Annotated in this window: 16 protein-coding genes; 7 read left to right on the forward strand and 9 right to left on the reverse strand. The window is 67.4% G+C overall.

Annotation, left to right across the window (positions count from 1 at the left end):
- Genes EJO66_RS28335 through EJO66_RS28345 form a run of 3 tightly spaced genes read right to left on the reverse strand, consistent with a single transcriptional unit; the run spans position 1 to position 2616 of the window.
- Positions 1 to 789: an ABC transporter ATP-binding protein gene (locus EJO66_RS28335; protein ID WP_124961342.1), complete on the reverse strand. Its 789-nt coding sequence runs from the start codon at positions 787 to 789 to the stop codon at positions 1 to 3.
- Positions 789 to 1667, reverse strand: coding sequence for an ABC transporter permease (locus EJO66_RS28340; RefSeq protein WP_124961341.1), 879 nt, complete (start codon positions 1665 to 1667; stop codon positions 789 to 791). Before EJO66_RS28340 ends, EJO66_RS28335 begins: the two co-directional genes overlap by 1 nt.
- Positions 1648 to 2616, reverse strand: coding sequence for an ABC transporter substrate-binding protein (locus EJO66_RS28345; RefSeq protein ID WP_124961340.1), 969 nt, complete (start codon positions 2614 to 2616; stop codon positions 1648 to 1650). The genes EJO66_RS28340 and EJO66_RS28345 overlap by 20 nt, the downstream gene beginning before the upstream one ends.
- 289 nt (positions 2617 to 2905) lie before the next feature.
- Here EJO66_RS28345 and recQ point away from each other — a divergent pair, with 289 nt between their 5' ends.
- Entirely contained in the window at positions 2906 to 4807 is a 1902-nt protein-coding gene (recQ, locus tag EJO66_RS28350; protein ID WP_124961339.1) for a DNA helicase RecQ, read from the forward strand.
- A 17-nt stretch (positions 4808 to 4824) separates the two neighbouring features.
- Here the strand turns inward: recQ and EJO66_RS28355 are convergent, their stop codons facing one another.
- The 3 genes from EJO66_RS28355 to EJO66_RS28365 form a co-directional block, all read right to left on the reverse strand.
- On the reverse strand, positions 4825 to 6009 hold the full coding sequence (locus EJO66_RS28355; RefSeq protein WP_124961338.1) for a nucleoside hydrolase: 1185 nt from the start codon (positions 6007 to 6009) through the stop codon (positions 4825 to 4827).
- Between the two features lie 144 nt (positions 6010 to 6153).
- Positions 6154 to 7782 (reverse strand): S41 family peptidase, encoded by a 1629-nt coding sequence (locus tag EJO66_RS28360; RefSeq protein ID WP_125966727.1) that lies wholly within the window; start codon positions 7780 to 7782, stop codon positions 6154 to 6156.
- An 82-nt stretch (positions 7783 to 7864) separates the two neighbouring features.
- Entirely contained in the window at positions 7865 to 10192 is a 2328-nt protein-coding gene (locus EJO66_RS28365) for an ATP-binding protein (RefSeq protein ID WP_124961336.1), read from the reverse strand.
- 116 nt (positions 10193 to 10308) lie between these two features.
- Between EJO66_RS28365 and EJO66_RS28370 the strand changes: the two genes are divergently transcribed.
- The 3 genes from EJO66_RS28370 to EJO66_RS28375 all read left to right on the forward strand — a co-directional run bounded on the left by EJO66_RS28370 (position 10309) and on the right by EJO66_RS28375 (position 13793).
- Positions 10309 to 11535, forward strand: coding sequence for a threonine ammonia-lyase (locus EJO66_RS28370; RefSeq protein ID WP_185738398.1), 1227 nt, complete (start codon positions 10309 to 10311; stop codon positions 11533 to 11535).
- An 88-nt stretch (positions 11536 to 11623) separates the two neighbouring features.
- Positions 11624 to 11776 (forward strand): hypothetical protein, encoded by a 153-nt coding sequence (locus EJO66_RS32695; protein ID WP_164547926.1) that lies wholly within the window; start codon positions 11624 to 11626, stop codon positions 11774 to 11776.
- Between the two features lie 148 nt (positions 11777 to 11924).
- A complete protein-coding gene (locus EJO66_RS28375) occupies positions 11925 to 13793 on the forward strand; it encodes a phosphoenolpyruvate carboxykinase (GTP) (protein WP_124961334.1) in 1869 nt (622 codons plus the stop codon).
- Positions 13794 to 13891: 98 nt separating this feature from the next.
- On the opposite strand, the gene EJO66_RS28380 is transcribed toward EJO66_RS28375, so the two are convergent.
- Positions 13892 to 14440, reverse strand: a complete 549-nt coding sequence (locus tag EJO66_RS28380) for a hypothetical protein (RefSeq protein WP_124961333.1) — start codon at positions 14438 to 14440, stop codon at positions 13892 to 13894.
- A 107-nt stretch (positions 14441 to 14547) separates the two neighbouring features.
- Here EJO66_RS28380 and EJO66_RS28385 point away from each other — a divergent pair, with 107 nt between their 5' ends.
- On the forward strand, positions 14548 to 15528 hold the full coding sequence (locus EJO66_RS28385) for a LysR family transcriptional regulator (protein WP_125966728.1): 981 nt from the start codon (positions 14548 to 14550) through the stop codon (positions 15526 to 15528).
- A gap of 9 nt (positions 15529 to 15537) precedes the next feature.
- Here the strand turns inward: EJO66_RS28385 and EJO66_RS32700 are convergent, their stop codons facing one another.
- Positions 15538 to 15711 (reverse strand): hypothetical protein, encoded by a 174-nt coding sequence (locus EJO66_RS32700; RefSeq protein WP_164547927.1) that lies wholly within the window; start codon positions 15709 to 15711, stop codon positions 15538 to 15540.
- Between the two features lie 125 nt (positions 15712 to 15836).
- On the opposite strand from EJO66_RS32700, the gene EJO66_RS28390 reads away from it, so the two are divergent.
- The gene (locus EJO66_RS28390; RefSeq protein ID WP_124961331.1) at positions 15837 to 16643 is read left to right on the forward strand and encodes a metallophosphoesterase; all 807 of its coding nucleotides are present in this window, start codon (positions 15837 to 15839) and stop codon (positions 16641 to 16643) included.
- Positions 16644 to 16673: 30 nt separating this feature from the next.
- On the opposite strand, the gene EJO66_RS28395 is transcribed toward EJO66_RS28390, so the two are convergent.
- Positions 16674 to 17408, reverse strand: a complete 735-nt coding sequence (locus tag EJO66_RS28395; protein WP_125966729.1) for a GntR family transcriptional regulator — start codon at positions 17406 to 17408, stop codon at positions 16674 to 16676.
- Between the two features lie 290 nt (positions 17409 to 17698).
- Between EJO66_RS28395 and EJO66_RS28400 the strand changes: the two genes are divergently transcribed.
- The gene (locus tag EJO66_RS28400) at positions 17699 to 19030 is read left to right on the forward strand and encodes an aromatic ring-hydroxylating dioxygenase subunit alpha (protein ID WP_125966730.1); all 1332 of its coding nucleotides are present in this window, start codon (positions 17699 to 17701) and stop codon (positions 19028 to 19030) included.
- Positions 19031 to 19039 lie beyond the last annotated feature (9 nt).

A 19039-nucleotide genomic window follows, 5' to 3' on the forward strand; every position in this document is an offset into this window, starting at 1 on the left:
TCAGTGCTCGGCCGCGGCCATCGACTCGGCGCGGATCTCCTCGGTCAGCCGCGCCTTGATTTCCATGAACTCCGGCGAGGTCTTGATGGTGTAGCTGCGCGGATGCGGAAAGTCGACCGCGATCTCGGTCTTGATGCGGCCCGGCCGCGCGCTGAACACCGCCACGCGGTTGGCCATGAAGATCGCCTCGTCGATGTCGTGGGTGACGAACAGCACCGTCTTGCGCGCCGACTCCCAGATGCCGAGCAGCAGTTCCTGCATCAGCACGCGGGTCTGGTTGTCGAGCGCGCCGAAGGGCTCGTCCAGCAGCAGCATCTTGGGGTCGTTGGCGAGCGCGCGCGCAATCGCGGTGCGCTGCTGCATGCCGCCCGAGAGCTGCTTCGGAAAGTGGTGCTCGAAGCCGCGCAGCCCCACCTTGGCAATGAAGAACTCGCTGCGCTCCTTCTGGTCGGCCTCGCTCATGCCGCGCTCGCGCAGGCCGAAGCGGATGTTCTGCGCCACCGTGAGCCACGGAAAGAGCGTGTAGCTCTGGAACACCACGCCGCGGTCCGCACCCGGGCCTTCGATGCGCTCGCCGTCGAGCAGCACCTGGCCGGTGGTCGGGAAGTCCAGCCCCGCGACGATGCGCAGCAGCGTCGACTTGCCGCAGCCCGAGGGACCGAGGATGGTGACGAAGTCGTTCTCGCGCACCTCGAAGTCGATCGGCAGCAGCGCCTGCGTGCGCTGCCCCTTGGTGCCGGTGAAGACGCGCGAGACGCCCTGGATGGAAAGCTGGTTGTTGGTCGTCATCACAGTGCCGCCCATGCAAAGAGACGGCGGTTGAGCGCCTTGAAAGCGAAGTCGGACACCAGCCCGATGACGCCGATCACGATGATCCCGAAGATGATCTGCCCGGTGTTGAGCAAGGCCTGGCTGTCGGTGATCATGTGGCCGATGCCCGACGAGGAGCCGATGAGTTCCGCCACGATCACGTAGGTCCAGGCCCAGCCGAGCACCAGGCGCAGCGTCTCGGCAATGCCGGGCGCGGCACCCGGGATGAGCACGCGCGCCACGATGCCGCGGCTCTTCGCGCCCAGCGTGTAGGCGGCCTCGACGAGGTCGCGCCGCGCGCCGCCCACGGTCACGGCCACCATCAGCACGATCTGGAAGAACGAGCCGATGAAGATCACCAGCAGCTTCTGCATCTCGCCCAGGCCCGCCCACAGGATGAGCAGCGGAATGAAGGCCGACGCCGGCAGGTAGCGGCAGAACGAGACGAAAGGCTCGAAGAAGGCCTCCACGGCCTTCCAGGTGCCCATGGCAATGCCCAGCGGCACCGCCAGCACGGAGGCCAGCAGGAAGCCGCCGAACACGCGCCACACGGTCATGCCCACGTCGCCGAGGAAGCCGAACTCGGCGAACAGCATCCAGCCTTCCTTCAGCATGGTCACCGGGCTGGCCAGGAAGGTCGGCGGCACGAAGCCGCCGAGCGTGGCAACGGACCACACGAGCACGAAGGCCACGAAGAAGCCGAGGCCGAGCAGCACGCGGGCGCGCCCGCTGATGGGCTCGAGCGGCGCGAGCGAACGGCGCCGCGCGGGTGCGGCGGCCTGGGCGGTTGCGGCCGATGCAGGCGCCGCCGCGCGCGGCGCCACCTGCGGCAGGGCCTTACTTGACGAAGCTTGCATCGAACATGGCCGTGTAGTCTTCAGGCGCCTTGCGGATCACGCCGGCCTCCAGCAGGATGCCTGTGGCTTCCTTCATGAAGCTGGTGAGCTCGCCCGCGAAGAATTTCTGGTTGGCCGCCTTGTCCTGCCAGCGCAGGTAAGCCGACGACTTGGCGAACTGCTCGCCGGTCTGCTTGACGGCCGAGCCCATGAGCTCGTTGGCCTTGGCCGGGTCGGCCTTGATCATGTCGAGCGCCTCGAAGTACGACTTCGTGAGCGCCTGCGCGGCCTTGGCGTTGGCCTTGAGCCAGGTGGGCGCGCAGCCCACGGTGTCCATCACCATCGGGTAGTCGAGCGTGGTGGCCAGGATCTTGCCGGCGGTGGGATTGGCGCGCACGGTCGAAAGATACGGCTCGTAGGTCATGGCGGCGTCGTTCTGGCCGGCCACGAAGGCTTGGGCCGCGGGCTGCGGCTCGAGCGAGACCAGCTTCACGTCCTTCAGCGTCATGCCGTTCTTGTTGAGCATCCAGGCCAGGCCGAAGTAGGGCGCGGTGCCCGGCGCGCTCACGCCGATGGTCTTGCCCTTGAGGTCGGCAAAGCTCTTCACGTCGTTGCGCACCGCGAGGCCGTCGGCGCCGTAGGACTTGTCCATCTGGAAGATCTGCACGATGGGCACGCCGTTGGCGTTCCAGGCCACATGCGTTTCCACCGTGGTGGCCGCGCACTGGATCGCGCCGGAGGCCAGCGCGAGGTGCCGGTCCTTCTGCGGAATCATCTTGAGCTCGACGTCCAGCCCGTTCTTCTTGAAGATGCCGGCCTTGTCGGCCAGCGAGAGCGGCGCAAAGCCGGTCCAGCCCGACATGCCGAGCGCGACCTTGGTTTCCTGCGCGGCGGCCGTCTGGGCCATGCCTGCTGCACACGCACCTGCTGCCAGCAGCGAAGCGACTTTCACAACTACCGTCTTGACCATGGGTACTCCTGGTTCTGATCTTTAAAAAAACGCAGCGATGCGCTCCCGACCACGGGCTGCGCGCGCCTCGCATTGTTGCCAAGCGCCCCAACTTGTATATACAGGATAACCCGGAAGGACCGTTTCGGTGCATTCCTTCAGCAAAATGCACCAGATTGCTGTCTATACAGGAAGGGCGGCGGGACGGGCTTCACGATTGCAAACCTCGTGCCACAGTCATATCGATGCCGCTGGGGGACAATCGACGTCTCCCCCTTCTTGCCATCCCCATCCTTCGCATCCGCTGCCTGTGTCCTCGCTCGCTCCCCTCCCCCTCGACGCCCCCGGCAGCAGCAGCGCACCCGCCGACATCCTCCACGAAGTCTTCGGCTATTCGCAGTTCCGCGGACCGCAGCAGGACATCGTCGAGCACGTGGTGGGCGGCGGCGACGCCTTGGTGCTGATGCCCACGGGCGGCGGCAAGTCGCTGTGCTACCAGATCCCGGCCATTGCGCGGCAGCGCGCGGGGCGCGGCGTCTCGGTGGTGGTGTCGCCGCTGATCGCGCTGATGCACGACCAGGTCGGCGCGCTGCACGAGGCCGGGGTGAACGCGGCCTTCCTGAATTCGACGCTCGACTGGGAACAGACGCAGGACGTCGAACGCCGCATGCTGCGCGGCGAGATCACGCTGCTGTACGCCGCGCCCGAGCGCGTGAACACGCCGCGCTTTCTCTCGCAGCTCGATTCGCTGAAGGAGCGCGGCAAGCTCTCGCTGTTCGCGATCGACGAGGCGCATTGCGTGAGTCAGTGGGGCCACGACTTCCGGCCCGAATACCGCGCGCTCACTGTGCTGCACGAGCGCTACCCGGGCGTGCCGCGCATCGCGCTCACCGCCACCGCCGATGCGCTCACGCGCGCCGACATCGTCGAGCGGCTGCAGCTGGAGGAAGCGCGCCAGTTCGTCTCCAGCTTCGACCGGCCGAACATCCGCTACACCATCGTCGAGAAGAAGGACGCGACCACGCAGCTGCTGCGCTTCATCGAGCGCGAGCACGAAGGCGATGCGGGCGTGGTCTATTGCCAGTCGCGCAAGCGCGTGGAAGACGTGGCCGTGATGCTGCAGGGCGCGGGCATCAACGCGCTGCCCTACCACGCGGGCCTGGACGCGGCGGTGCGCCAGAAGCACCAGGACCGGTTCCTGCGCGAAGAGGGCGTGGTGATGGTCGCGACCATCGCCTTCGGCATGGGCATCGACAAGCCCGACGTGCGCTTTGTCGGCCACCTCGACATGCCCAAGAACATCGAGGGCTACTACCAGGAAACCGGCCGCGCGGGCCGCGATGGCGCGCCGGCCGATGCCTGGATGGCCTACGGCCTGCAGGACGTGGTGAACCAGCGCCGCATGATCGACGAGAGCCCCGCGGGCGAGGAGTTCAAGCAGGTGATGCGCGGCAAGCTCGACGCGCTGCTCTCGCTGGCCGAGGCGAGCGACTGCCGCCGCGTGCGCCTTCTGGGCTACTTCGGCGAGAAGAGCACGCCCTGCGGCAACTGCGACAACTGCCTGAACCCGCCGCAGGTGTGGGACGGCACGGACGCCGCGCGCAAGCTGCTCTCCACCATCTACCGCGTGCAGCAACTGAGCGGCATCAGCTTTGGCGCGGGCCACATCATGGACATCCTGCGCGGCAAGGAAACCGAGAAGGTCAAGCAGTTCGGGCACGAGCGCATCAGCACCTTCGGCATCGGCGCGGAGTTCAGCGAAGTGCAGCTGCGCGGTGTGCTGCGCCAGCTCATCGCCACGGGCGCGCTGGCCGTCGATGCGGAAGCCTTCAACACCCTGAAGCTCACGGAAGGCTCGCGCGCGGTGCTCAAGGGCGAAGCGAACGTGACGCTGCGCGAGTCGGTCTCTTCGCCGGCCGCGCGCGGCGGCAAGCCCCGGCGCGAGAAGGCGGCGCGCGGCGCCCCGTCTCCGGCGGCCGCGGCACTCGACGCCGACGGCCAGAAGCGCTTCGAGGCGCTCAAGGCCTGGCGCGCGGAAGTGGCGCGCGAGCACAACCTGCCGGCCTACGTGATCTTCCACGACGCCACGCTGGCGGCAATTTCCGAACGCGCGCCGGCGACGCTCGAAGACCTGCAGGGCATCAGCGGCATCGGCACCAAGAAGCTCGAGGCCTACGGCACCGAGGTGCTGCGCGTCTGCAGCGCGTTCTAGCTGGGCTCGCCCCCGCTTCAGGGCCGCAGCGCGACCGGCACGGGCCGCGTGAGCAGGTCGACGTACAGCTCGAAGAAGCGCGCGTTGTCGAACTTCTTCACCACCGTCATCTTCTGCAGCGCCGGGCCCGCGGGCTGCGAGGCATGGCCGACGGAGCGGCCGTTGTCGGCGGCGCCGGGCTTGGCGACCACGTCGACATAGCGCTCGACGGTTTCGGTGGCATAGGCCGGATCGATGAGATAGGCGAGCGTGAGCGTGTCCCAGATGTTCTGCGTGTAGGCCGGGTTGTTCTCGAAGCCGTTGGTGCCGCTGAAGCCGTAGCCGTTGAGCTGGCGGAACACCTCGGTCACGGCGGTGGGCTTGGCCGTGTGCGCGATGCGGTCGTAGATCGGCTTGGTCAGGAACACGGTGTCGGTCACGTCCAGCGGCACCACCACCTGCGGAATCGGCAGCCGCACCACGAACTGCGCGGCCTCGGGGTCGAACCACCAGTTGAACTCGGCGTACCTGGTGGTGTTGCCCGGCACGTCGACCGCGCCGCCCATGTAGATGATCTTCTTGATCAGCGGCACGATCTCGGGGTTCTGCTTGACCGCCAGCGCGATGTTGGTGAGCGGGCCGATGGCCAGGATGGTGATCTCGTTGGGATTGGCCTTCACGGTGTCGACGATGAAGTCGACCGCGCTGGTGCGCTGGAGCAGCGTGTGGGTGGCGAAGCCGTCGGGCGAGGGCTTCAGGTCGGCATCGCTCTTGGGTTCGGGCGAACTCCACGCGCCCAGGTAGCCGTCGCCGCCGGAGCCGGCCGCCATCTCGGCCTCGATGGTCGCGTAGTCGTGGTTGAAGGCATAGTTCGCGCCCGCATAGATGCCGATGCGGTTGCCCACGCCCAGCCGCTCGACCGACTTCAGCGCGTCGGCCACGCCCTGCCTGAGCCACTGGTTGCCCGAGACCACGCTGATGCCCATGACCTGCACCTTGCCCTGGGCCTGCAGCTGCGCGGCCATCACGCCGAGCTGGCCGTCGTCGCTCATGGTGTTGTAGTCGCTGTCGATGATGATCTTCTGCGCCGGAGGCGGCGCAGCGCCGAAGCCCGGTGCAAGCCCGATGCCGTCATTGCCGCTGCTGCCCCCGCCGCAGGCCGAAAGCGCCGTGGCGAGCAGGGCCGCCGCCATCCACCTGCGTCGCTGAATCCGAATCGTCATCCCGGCTCCTTTTCGAGTGGTCTTGCCATGTAGAACTAAATGCCAAACGTTTGCGCAAACGTTTGCTTGAACTCTAAAGCGCATGCCACGGATGTGGCAAAGCGCAAGGTTTCAAGGGGTAACCGAGCCCGGTGTCGACGCGGTTCAGCCCGGCGACGGAGCCGCCTCGAGCAGGCGCATTTCGCGCAGCGGCGAGCGATGGAGCAGGTAGGGCTGCTCGTCGGCCGTTCCGGATTTCTCGAGTTCCGGCTGGGTCTTGGCCGAGGCGGAAACGGGGCAGGCGCCGCCGTTGCGCATCGCGAGCGCGGCCGCCAGCCGCGCCTCGGCCGGGTCTCCGAGCTGGTGGCCGAAATCGTCGGCGACGGCGCAGTCGGGCGCGAATCCGTCGCCGTAGTCGCCGAAGTTCTTGTGGTTGACGCCCTGGAACTGGATCGCGAAATAGCTGGTGCCGCAGTTGTCCTGCGGAGAAAAGCCATAGGGCTTGCCGCAGGTGGTGCCGCCCACGAGATTGACCTTGACGTCGATGCCGCGCAGGCCGTTGACGACCGCCTCGCTGGCCGAGCAGGTGTCGCGGCTGACCAGCACCGTGACCTGCGAAAGGCCGAGCGTCGGCAGCGTGGCGCCGGTGCGGCTGGTGCCGAGGAACGGATAGATGGTCTGGGCCGGCGTCAGGTGGAACGGGTTCTTGTCGTTGAAGACCATGCGCTCGAAAACCTTGCCCGAGGTGGTGGCCGGCGAAGACACCATGGAGGCGAGGCGGTTGGCGATGTTGAGCTGGCCGCCGCCGTTGTAGCGCATGTCGAGCACGAGGTCCCGCACGCCGTCCTGCTTGAACTGGTTGAAGGCATTGACGAGCTGCGATTCGGAGGTCGTGATGTGGTCGTTGAAGAGCAGGTAGCCCACGCGGCCGCTGCCGGTGTCGATCGTCTTCACGTTCTGCACCGGCGTGCGCGTGATCTTCGCGGCCGCCAGCGTGATGGGCGCCTGCCGGACGCCGCCCACCTCGAACACGAAGGTGTGCGATTCGCCCACCGTTTGCGGCGAGATCGCGCGGTTGATCGCGTCGACATTCTCGGTGCCGGTGCTGCTGACGGCATTGACGCCATCGACTTCGACGATCTTCGCGCCCCGCTGGAGGCCTGCGTTCGCGGCGGGCGAGATCGGCTCGACAAAGGCGATGCGCATGTTGCGCGGCGGAGAGCTGCGCACGATGGCAATCTCCATGCCGTAGCCCGGCGCCACGCCGTTCTCCGACAGTTGCCGGTAGCGCTCGGTGTCGTACACGTAGTGGAAGCGGTCCTTGGCGCGGCCCGATGCCGTGAGGGCCGGGCTCTTGAGCACGCTGAAGTAGGCCACCGGCGTGGCGTAGTCGGCGGCCTTGAGGGTGGTCGGCACCTCGCCGTACCAAAGATAGGTTTCGTCGATCCAGCCGCGCACCCAGCGCTTCTCGTCGGTCAGCGTGCCGGGCTTGTCGGGGTAGGCCGCCCCCGTTGCGGGGTTGACGCCGGCACGCGGCGCGGCGCACAGGCCGGCCACGGTGGCCGAGGCAAGGATGGCGTCGTCGTCGCCAACGCCATCGCCATCGCCGCCGCTGGTGGGCGGCGGCGTGCTGCCGGACGGCGGGATGATCGGAAACCCGCCGCCTCCGCCCCCTCCTCCTCCGCCGCCGCCACAACCCGCCAGCACGCAGACGATGCCGGCCAATGCGAATGCGGCCGCAGCCGATGCGGTGAAGCGCGGCGTGGCCCGCGCGTGCCCATTGCCCAAGCTCATCGAGCCCTCCTCGTGCCCGCCGCAGCGGACGGTTTTTCTTTCTTGTCTGCCGCGCTCCCGCGGCCTTCCTGCTTGCTTTTTGCTACTGCATGAAGCCGATGCCGCGCGACTCGCGCACCTCGGGCTTGATGCGGTGCTCGGCCTCGAGCTGGTCCAGGAATTCCGCGGCCGAGAACTCGACCGCAAGAATATCCGTCTGCCGCTTCACGGCCGCGAAATCCCCCGGGCACAGCTGGTGCAATTGCGCCAGCCGCGCCTTGATGTCGCCGGTGAGCAGCGCGGCGTCGCCCGCCAGCGCCTCGGTCACGAACATGCGCTCGCGCTGCGGCGCGGTGAGCGGCATGAACTTGATCTTGAAGGTGAAGCGCCTGAGCGCCGCCTGGTCGAGCCGGTCGAGCAGGTTGGTGGTGCAGATGAAGACGCCGTTGAAGCGCTCCATGCCCTGCAGCATCTCGTTGACCTCGGTCACTTCGTAGGTGCGCTGGGCGCCGCGCCGGTCCTGCAGGAAGCTGTCGGCCTCGTCGAGCAGCAGCACGGCCTTCTCGGCTTCGGCTTCCTTGAACATGGCGGCCATGTTCTGCTCGGTCTCGCCGACGTACTTGCTCATGAGGTCGCTGGCCTGCTTGATGATCAGCGGCCGGCCGATGGCCTTGGCGATGTGCTCGGCCAGCGCGGTCTTGCCGGTGCCGGGCGCGCCGTAGAAGCACAGTGTGCCGTGGCCGCGCGCCTTGATCGCCGCCACGATGCGCGGGATCTCGAAGCGGGTCTCGACGTTGAGCATGTCGAGGTCGTAGGTGGTGACGCTGCGCCGCTCGCCCGGGCCGGTGTCGAGCGTGCCGAGCGCGAGATCGGCGTTCTTGAGCTGGCGCTCGATCAGCGCCTCCATGGAGGCGCCGTCCTCCGTCTGCGCCAGCCCCGCAAAGCGCACCGCGGTGCGGATCTGCGCGGGCGTGAGGCCCTTGCGCTCGGCCAGCTTGGCGGTGAAGGCCTCGGACACGACGATGCCTTCGAGCGTCTTCTTCACGAGCTGCTCGCGCGCTCCGGGCGGCGGCGACTTGAGCTCCAGGTGGTAGGCGAAGCGGCGCCGGAATGCGGGGTCGATCTGCTCGATGCGGTTGGTGACCCACAGCGTGGGCACGGGGTTGGCCTCGAGGATCTGGTTGACCCAGGCCTTGCCGCTCACGCTGCCGCTGGTGGGCGCGGGAATCTGCTCGGCGCGCGCCATGAACTGCGCGGCCTCGGTGCTGATGGGCGGGAACACGTCCTCGACCTCGTCGAACAGCAGCGCGGCCTGCGCGCTGCCCTTGAGGAACACCTGCGCGATCTGCAGCGAGCGGTAGCGGTCCCGGCCGCTCAGCGAATTGCCGTCGCGGTCGGCATATTCGACCTCGAACAGTTCCAGGCCCGCCGCCTGCGCCACCACCTTGGCGAGCTCGGTCTTGCCGGTGCCGGGCGGCCCGTAGAGCAGCACGTTGACGCCGGGCTCCTTGCGCGCCACCGCCGCGCGCAGCAGCGTGACGAGCATCTGCGCGTCTTCCTCAACAAATGAGAAGTCGTGCGTGGTGAGCGCGCTCTTGGCCGAGGGCCGCGTGAACACGGCCATCAGTTCGTTGTGGTCGCGGTACTCGCGCATCAGCACCGGCGGCAGCTTCTCGCTGACCTTCATGAGGTCGGCCAGGTCGGTGATGTTGTGCTCGGAGATCAGGTTCTCGACCAGGCCGATGCGCTCCAGCCGCGAGCCCGCCCGCAAGGCCTCGCCCACCTCGGTGGCGTTGACGCCCGCGATGTCGGCAATGGCGGCATAGGCCTCGGGCGCATTGTTGACCTTGAACTCGACCAGGAGCGAGCGCAGGTCGCGCTGGTAGCGTGCGAGCGTGCCGTAGAGCAGCAGCGCGCGCTCGGCCTTGTTGAGCTGCAAGAGGCCCGCGAGCGCGTCGATGTTCTTCTCGACCAGCGTCGACTGCTTGCGCAGCGCATGCGTGAGCCAGTCGCGCGTGACGGCCAGCACCGAGAGCAGGTCCTTGGGGTAGTCCTTGGCGTATTCGTCGAGGTAGAAGAACAGCGTGCCTTCCTCGTAGGGCCCGCGCCACACGCCATGCCGCTCGAGCAGCGTGCGGCCGTCGAAGTTCTCGACGCCCTTCCAGGCCTCGTTGCCGGCGCAGCGCCGGCCCAGGAATTCGCGCAGCCGCTGCAGCACCGGGGCCGGCCAGACCAGGTGGCGGCCGGTGAGCGAGAGCAGGCCATTGATGTCGCGGCGCACGTTGAAGCGCGGCCCCTGCTTGGCGGCCAGCGTGAGCACGAAGTGCGAGCACATGAGCTCGAGCACCGGCGCACCCTTGAGCCCAGGCGACGGCAATGCCTGCCCGCGTACCGCAGCAGCCACTACATCGACACCCGCACGCTTGACCATCGGACAACCTCCAGACGAGGAACTTCTTGGGGCGACCATAACGCAGACTTTTGGCTTCGGGAAGACGCGGGAGCGGTAAAAACCCTGATGACGCGATTCCAGCCACAATGCCCGCCATGGTCGGAATCGAAGAAATCCGGCGCGCCGCGGCGCGTCTCGAGGGTCAGGTGCTCAACACGCCCTGCGTCGAATCGCGCACGCTCTCCGAGATCGTGGGCGCGCAGGTCTACCTGAAGTTCGAGAATCTGCAGTTCACATCCTCGTTCAAGGAGCGGGGGGCATGCAACAAGCTGGTCGATCTTCTGGAGGCCGACACGCGCGGCGGCAGCGGCAAGGAAGCGACGCGGGGGGTGGTGGCCATGTCGGCCGGCAACCACGCCCAGGGCGTGGCCTACCACGCGCAGCGGCTCGGCCTGCGCGCGCTCATCGTGATGCCGCGCTTCACGCCCGGCGTGAAGATCGAGCGCACGCGCGGCTTCGGCGCCGAGGTGGTGCTGCACGGCGACACGCTCGACGCGGCGCGCGCGCATGCGCTGGAGCTGGCCGAACGCGAAGGGCTGACCTTCGTCCACCCCTACGACGACGAGGCCATCATCGCCGGCCAGGGCACCGTGGCGCTCGAAATGCTCGATGCGGTGCCGGACCTCGACACGCTGGTGGTGTCGGTCGGCGGCGGCGGGCTGATCGCGGGCATGGCGATTGCGGCGCGCGAGCGCAAGCCCGGCATCGAGATCGTCGGCGTGCAGACCACGCGCTTTCCGGGCATGGTGAATGCCGTCAAGGGCACCCAGCACCTGCAGGGCAAGAGCACCATCGCCGAAGGCATCGCGGTCGGAACGCCCGGCGTGCTCACGCGGGAAATCATCGCCCAGCACGTCGACGACCTGCTGCTGGTCGACGAAGGCGACATCGAGCAGGGCGTGCTGATGCTGCTCGAAATCGAAAAAACGCTGGTCGAAGGCGCGGGCGCGGCCGGACTGGCGGCGCTGATCCGGCATCCGGGGCGCTTCCATGGCAAGCGCGTGGGCCTGGTGCTGTCGGGCGGCAACATCGACCCGCTGCTGCTGGCCGCCATCATCGAGCGCGGCATGGTGCGGGCCGGCCGGCTGGCGCGCGTGCGCGTGAGTGCGCGCGACGTGCCGGGCTCGCTGGCCCAGATCACGGCCACCGTGGCGGAAGCGGGCGCTAACGTCGATGAAGTTCATCACCAAAGAGCGTTTACCATGCTGGCAGCCCAGAACGTCGACATCGAGCTGGTGCTGCAGACCCGCGGACGGGCGCACCTGGCCAGCGTGCTGGGCGCGCTGCACGACGCCGGCTTCGAGGCCGAGGAGCAGCACTGAAGGGGGCTCGCAACCCCCTAGGCCGTGCCGCCGGGGGCCGCCGGTAAAATGGCCGCAGTTTCTGTATTTGCGTATTCGAGGTAATTCAATGTCCAACCCCACTCCCGTCGAGCCCGGCCACGCCGCCGCCGTTGAAGAAGACGCCGTCGAATCGATCGTGCACCTGATGCCGATCGTGCTCCCGCTGGCTGGCGGCGTGCTGATGCTGCTGCTGGCATCCATCGCCGTCTACTTGGCCTGACAGCCGTTTGCGTCTTCGTCCGCGGGCCGTGCGGCCCGCGTTGACGCAGTCTCCCGAAGCGAAAACGTTTTCTCAAACGGACCTCCGCGCCATCGCAGGCGCGGCGTCCCGTTCGGAAAGACGATTTTTTCAACTTAGGAGATTTCCGATGAACGCACCCACGATGCAGGGCCTCGCCATCCAGGCACCCTCATACGTCAAGAACGCAAAACTGATTGCCTGGGTGGCCGACATGGCCGCGCTTTGCAAACCCGAGGCCATTCACTGGTGCGACGGCAGCAAGGAAGAGTACGAGCGCCTGTGCCAGCAACTGGTCGACGCGGGCACCTTCAAGAAGCTCAATCCGGCCAAGCGCCCCAATTCGTTCCTCGCGGCGTCCGACCCGAGCGACGTTGCGCGCGTCGAAGACCGCACCTTCATCTGCTCCGAAAAGAAGGAAAACGCCGGCCCCACCAACAACTGGATGGCCCCGGCCGAGATGCGTGCCACGCTGCAGCCGCTGTTCGACGGCTGCATGAAGGGCCGCACGATGTACGTGGTGCCTTTCAGCATGGGCCCGCTCGGCTCGCCCATTGCGCACATCGGCATCGAGCTTTCCGACAGCCCTTACGTGGCGGTCAACATGAAGATCATGACCCGCATGGGCAAGGCCGTGTACGAAGTGCTCGGCGCCGACGGCGAGTTCGTGCCCTGCGTGCACACCGTGGGCGCCCCGCTCGAGGCCGGCCAGAAGGACGTGACCTGGCCCTGCAACAAGACCAAGTACATCGTTCACTACCCCGAGACCCGCGAGATCTGGAGCTACGGTTCGGGCTACGGCGGCAACGCGCTCCTGGGCAAGAAGTGCTTCGCGCTGCGCATCGCCTCCACCATGGGCCGCGACGAGGGCTGGCTGGCCGAGCACATGCTGATCCTGGGTGTGACCTCGCCCGAGGGCAAGAAGTACCACGTGGCCGCCGCGTTCCCCTCGGCCTGCGGCAAGACCAACTTCTCGATGCTGGTGCCCCCGGCCGGCTTCGACGGCTGGAAAGTCACGACCATCGGCGACGACATCGCCTGGATCAAGCCCGGCAAGGATGGCCGCATGTACGCCATCAACCCCGAGGCGGGCTACTTCGGCGTGGCCCCCGGCACCAACCTCAAGACCAACCCCAACTGCCTCAAGAGCCTGGACCGTGACGTGATCTTCACCAACGTGGCGCTCACCGACGATGGCGACGTCTGGTGGGAAGGCCTCGAAGACGACGTGCCCGGCAAGAAGCTGCCCGAGCACCTGATCGACTGGCAGGGCAAGGACTGGACGCCTCAGATCGCCAAGGAAACCGGCGCCAAGGCCGCGCACCCCAACTCGCGCTTCACCGTGGCCGCCACCAATAACCCGGCGCTGGATCCGGCCTGGGACGACCCCGCCGGCGTGCCGATCGACGCCTTCATCTTCGGCGGCCGCCGCTCGACCACGGTGCCGCTGGTCACCGAAGGCCGCAACTGGACAGAAGGCGTCTACATGGCCGCCACCATGGGTTCGGAAACCACCGCCGCCATCGTCGGCCAGGTGGGCGTGGTGCGCCGCGACCCGTTCGCCATGCTCGCTTTCATGGGCTACAACATGAGCGACTACTTCCAGCACTGGCTGGACCTGGGCAAGAAGGTCGAGGCTTCGGGCGCCAGGCAGCCGCGCATCTACACGACCAACTGGTTCCGCAAGGGGCCGGACGGCAAGTTCGTCTGGCCCGGCTACGGCGAGAACATGCGCGTGCTGAAATGGATCATCGATCGCATCGAAGGCAAGGCCCAGGGCGTGGACCATGTCTTTGGCGTGAGCCCGCGCTACGAAGACCTGAACTGGACCGGCCTGGAATTCAGCGCCGAGCAGTTCGCCACCGTCACCAGCATCGACAAGGCCGCCTGGGAAGCCGAGCTGAAGCTGCATGCCGAGCTGTTCCAGCAGCTGGCGCACCACCTGCCGAAGGAGCTGCCGGAAACCAAGGCGGCCATCGAGCAGCGCCTGGCGGCCTGACGCCGGTCCTCGGGTCTTGTGCGGCCTGTCCGCAACGCAAAAAAGCCGCCCGGATGGGCGGCTTTTTCATTGCACGGCCGGCGGCTGGCGCCGATCGATCAGTAGTAGCGCGAGCTGTTCATCCGGCGCATGGCTTCGTAGATCGTCGGCATGCGCGCTTCGCTGGAGCGCGCGGCCGCGCGGGCCACGGCGTCCACCTTGGCGGCGACCGCGGCCGACACCTTGCCTTCGGACTCCTGGCGCCACGTGGCGGCCTGCAGTTCCTGCATCACGCGCGGGTCGTTCTGGGCGGTTTCCAGGAAGCGGGCGTCGGCACGGGCCGAGGCACGGCGTGCGGCGGCTGCGTTCCAGGCACCGGCCACGCGGGCCAGGGGAGCGCGCAGCGAGCCGGCAAACAGCGCGGCAATACCGAAGGCGGCGCCGCAGAGCACGGCCCAGGCGGCGAGCAGCGCGCCTTCGTCCCAGTTGGAAACGAGCTTGTCGGCCACCACCATCACCGCCGCGACGACGGCGACGATCAGCAGGGCGATCAGCGGACGCGAGCCGTTCGCGCCGGCGCGTGCGGCCTTGAGCTGGCCGAACAGGATCTCGGCGCGCTGGACGCCGGGATGGACAGTGGGTTGGTCTACGTGGACAAAGCTGGTCATGATGAATCCCTCCGTGGGACGAATGGCTGGTGCCGATGGGGAGATATTAGGGTTTGCCCTGATGTTTTGCCACTTTATCTTTCTGATGTTTATCATTCACATCACTGATGGACGTCAACTTTCGCACATTCGATCTCAATCTGCTTCGCGTCTTCGACGAAGTGATAGCGGAGCGCAACCTCACGCGCGCCGCGCGCAACCTGTCGATCACCCAGCCCGCCGTGAGCAATGCGCTGCGGCGCCTGCGCGAAGTGCTCGGCGACGAACTGGTGCGCCGCTCCGGCGCGGGTGTCGAGCCCACGCCGCGCGCGCTGGCGCTCTGGCCCACGGTGCGCGACGCGCTGCGCCAGCTGCAGCACACGCTGGCGCCGGGCGAGTTCGACGCAGCGACCGCGGACACCACCTTCCTCTTGGCCATGGCCGACGCCACCGCCGCCGAGCTCATTCCCGGGCTGGTCCGGATCGTGGAGAAGGAAGCGCCCGCTATCTCGCTGCGCGTTCTGCCGCTGACAACCCGCGATCCGCGGCGGATGCTGGAGCAGGAAGAAGTCGATATGGCGATCGGCTACTTTCCGGCCGTGATCGCCAGCCTGGCGGCACGCGGGCAGTCGGGCGTGGGGGTGGCGTTCGAGACCCAGCGGCTCTACCTGGGGCAGTACGTCTGCGTGATGCGGCGCGGGCATCCGCTGGCGAACTCGCCGCTCACGCTGGACGACTATTGCGCCGCGCGGCATCTGCTCGTGAGCTTTTCGGGGCGTCCCTACGGCTTCATCGACCAGACGCTGGGCGCGCTGGGGCGCGAGCGGCGCATCGTGGTGACCGTGAACCAGTTCTTCACGGCCGGCCGGGTGGTCGCCAATTCAGACCTGCTGACGGTGCTGCCGCGCCATTTCGTGACCGTGACCGGCATCGACGAACAGCTGGTGCTGCGCGACCTGCCGTTCGACCAGCCGATGGTGCACGTCGACGCCATCTGGCATCGGCGCGCGCAGCACGGGCATGCGCACGAGTGGCTGCGCACCGCGCTGCTGCGCTCCGCCGCGGCGGCTTTTGCGGATTCGGTCCTCGGGCAGAAGGTGCCCGGATGACCGGGGTTTTTAGCGGATGACCGAGAGCCAGGCGCTGGCGGCCGCGCGCAGCTCCTGCGCGTGATGCGCGCCGCGGCCGGCGCGGACATCGGCGCTTTCCATCAGCGCGGCGGCATGGCTGGCCGGGGCGTTGGCGGCGGAAGAACGGAAGAAACGGGCCACTTGGGCAATGAGGCTGAACATGACAGTGCGCTGCTTTTGGCTGCGCTGGAGTGGTTGATGTCCTAAGAATAGGGGTTATCCCTAATATTGAAAGCCCCACTTCATGCGCTTTGTGCATGGGCTGATTCCCCTAGACTGAGTGGACGATGAAGCTGCAACTGCTGTCCGACCTGCACCTGGAGTCCCATCCCCGCTTCCACGCCGAGCCGGCGCCCGGGGCCGGCATGCTGGTGCTGGCGGGCGACATCGGCTCCTACCAGGAAGGCTCCCGCCTGACGGATCCCGACTTCGGGCTGGGCCGCTTCTCGCCCCGCAACGGCTGGCCGGTGCCCGTGATCTACGTGCCCGGCAACCATGAGTACGACAACACCGATTTCGACGAAACCCACGAGCGCCTGCAAGCGCTTTGCAAGGAACTCGACATCCTCTGGCTGGAGCGGGAGACCCTGGTGATCGACGGCATCCGCTTCATCGGCACCACGCTCTGGGCCGACTTCGATGCGCTGGTGGAGCCCACCGACAGCCTCGCCGACGCGCTCAAGAAGCGCGGCAAGGCGATGCGCGCGGCCGACTTCTACCTGGAGAAAGCCGCCACGGTGCGCCACGGCCAGCCCTTCATGGCCGGCGCCATGCGGGCGCAGGCACTGGCCTGCCAGGCCTGGCTCGAACAGGCGCTGGCCGAGCCTTTCGACGGCACCACGGTCGCCATCACGCATTTCGCGCCCAGCCTCGCGAGCGCCGACCCGCGCTACGGCCTCACGCCCGGCACGGCCGGCTTCTGCAATTCGCTCGATGCGCTGCTGCCGCGCGCCCGTCTGTGGCTGCACGGCCACCTGCACTGCCCCTTCGACTACGTGAAGGACGGCTGCCGCGTGGTGGCCAACCCGCTCGGCTACAAGGGCAAGGGCGAACAGGAAGGCTTTCGGCCGGACCTGCTGATCGAGGTGCCCTGAACGCGGCTCGGGGGCGCACCGCGGCAAGGCTCAGCCGCCGCGCCCCTTCGCCACCAGGCGAATGCCGGGCATCAGTTCGGCCGCCAGCTCCGGCCGCTCCAGCGCGTAGTCGAGGTTCATGCGCGCGATCTCGACGTGCTCTTCGCCCAGCGCCTGAGCACGCGAGCCCTGCCCGCGCTCGATGGCCTGCACCATCGCATGGTGCGTGCGGTGCGCCTGGCGCATCCACTGCTGGCCCTCTTCCATTGACGACTGCATCGGCAGCATCGCGCTGGGCGCGGCGAAGGGCTGGCCGCCGAGCATGTCCATCACACGCTTGAGCGCGAGGTTGCCGCAGCCTTCGACGATCAGCTTGTGGAAGCGGTCGTTCATCTCGACGTAGGCCGCGTAATCGTCCAGTTCCATGCTGGGCTTGTTCACGACCCGGTCGCCGGCCTCGAGGCACTCTTTCAGGTCACGCAGCAACTGTCGTGGTGCACCGTCCTCGGCCAGCAGGCGCGCCGCAAAGCCTTCGATCACGCCGCGAACGCGGATGGCGTCGGCCACTTCCTGCGAGGTGAAGCGGCGCATCTGGTAGCCGCCGCCGGGCGATTGCTCGATCAGGCCTTCGTGCTCGAGGCTGGCCAGCGCCAGGCGCACCGGGGTGCGCGAGGCGCCGAGCTTCTCGGCGATCGGAATCTCGGCCAGCCGCTCTCCGGGCACGAATTCGCCCTTGAGGATCATGTCGCGCAGCTGCACCAGCACGCGGGATTGTTGGGAGTCCATCGGGAAGCGCCAGGGAGAAGGAGGGAATGAGCGAATTCTAGGAGACCCGCCTTGCGCTGCACGCAGCATATTTACCCTGGCTCGGTTGTTGCATGCACTTCCGGGCAGCGAGCGCCAAAAACACATGCAAATCTCCGTGTTAACCCTAGTCTTTCCATCATCAACGCTCAGTTCAAGACGAAATTGCTGATGAAAATTTGACCCTGGTCGAGGAACACCCAGACAATGCATACAACTGCATGCAATGTCTGCAGACTTCTCCCGGAAGCACCCACGATGGAGCCCGCACGATGATCAGCGCCGAACAAAACGATTTCATCACCCGCGTCGGACCCGGCGCCCCCGCCGGCAAGCTGCTGCGCCGCTACTGGCAGCCGGTGGCCCTGGCCGACGAACTGGCGGGCCCGCGCCCGGTCAAGCCCGTCAGGCTCATGGGCCAGGACTTCGTGCTGTTCCGCGACGAGAACGGGCAGCTCGGCATGCTCGACCGCGACTGCCCGCACCGCGGCGCCGACCTGGCCTTCGGACGGCTCGAGAACGGGGGCCTGCGCTGCGCCTTCCACGGTTGGCTGTTCGACGCCAGGGGCAACTGCCTCGAAACCCCCGCCGAGCCCGCCACCAGCAAGCTGTGCAGCCGCATCAAGCAGTCGGCCTACCCGGTGGTCGAGAAGAGCGGCGTCGTCTTCGCGTACATCGGCGACGGCGAGCCCCCGGCCTTCCCGGAGTTCGACTGCTTCGTCGCGCCCGACAGCCACACCTTCGCGTTCAAGGGCCTGTTCGAATGCAACTGGCTGCAGGCGCTCGAAGTGGGCATCGACCCCGCGCATGCGTCCTACCTGCACCGCTTCTTCGAGGACGCGGACACCTCCGAGAGCTACGGCAAGCAGTTCCGCGGTGCCTCGGCCGATTCCGACATGCCGATCACCAAGGTGCTGCGCGAGTACGACCGGCCCGACATCAGCGTGGAGCCCACCGACTACGGCCTGCGCCTGAAGGCGCTGCGCCGGCTCTCCGAAGACACCACCCACGTGCGCGTGACCAACGTGGTGTTCCCGCAGGCCTTCGTGATCCCGATGAGCGCCGAGATGACCATCTCGCAATGGCATGTGCCGGTGGACGACACGCACTGCTACTGGTACGCCATCTTCACGAGCTTCACGGGCCCGGTCGACAAGGAGCAGATGCGCGACCAGCGCCTCGCGCTCTACGAACTGCCCGACTACACCTCGCGCAAGAACAAGCGCAACAACTACGGCTACAGCATCGAAGAGCAGCTGACCGAAACCTACACCGGCATGGGCGACGACATCAATGTGCACGACCAGTGGGCGGTGGAGTCGCAGGGCGCCATCCAGGACCGCACGCGCGAGCACCTGGGCAGCACCGACAAGGGCATCATTGCCTACCGCCGCGTGCTGGTGAAGGCCATCGAGGCCACGCTGGCCGGCGAAAGCGCGCCGATGCTGATCGACGCCGCGCAGGCCGGCGCGATGTCCGGACCACCGTCCATCGACGGCATCGGCAAGGTCAGCGGCGAAGAGGCCACCGAGGCCTACTGGCAGGAGGCCGACCGCGCACGCCGCCTCAAGTCGGACTGGGCCCGCGCACGGCTCGCTGACTGAGCACGCCCG

The organism is Variovorax beijingensis (genome assembly GCF_003951285.1).
In the GTDB taxonomy this organism is placed as follows: Bacteria; Pseudomonadota; Gammaproteobacteria; order Burkholderiales; family Burkholderiaceae_C; genus Variovorax; species Variovorax beijingensis.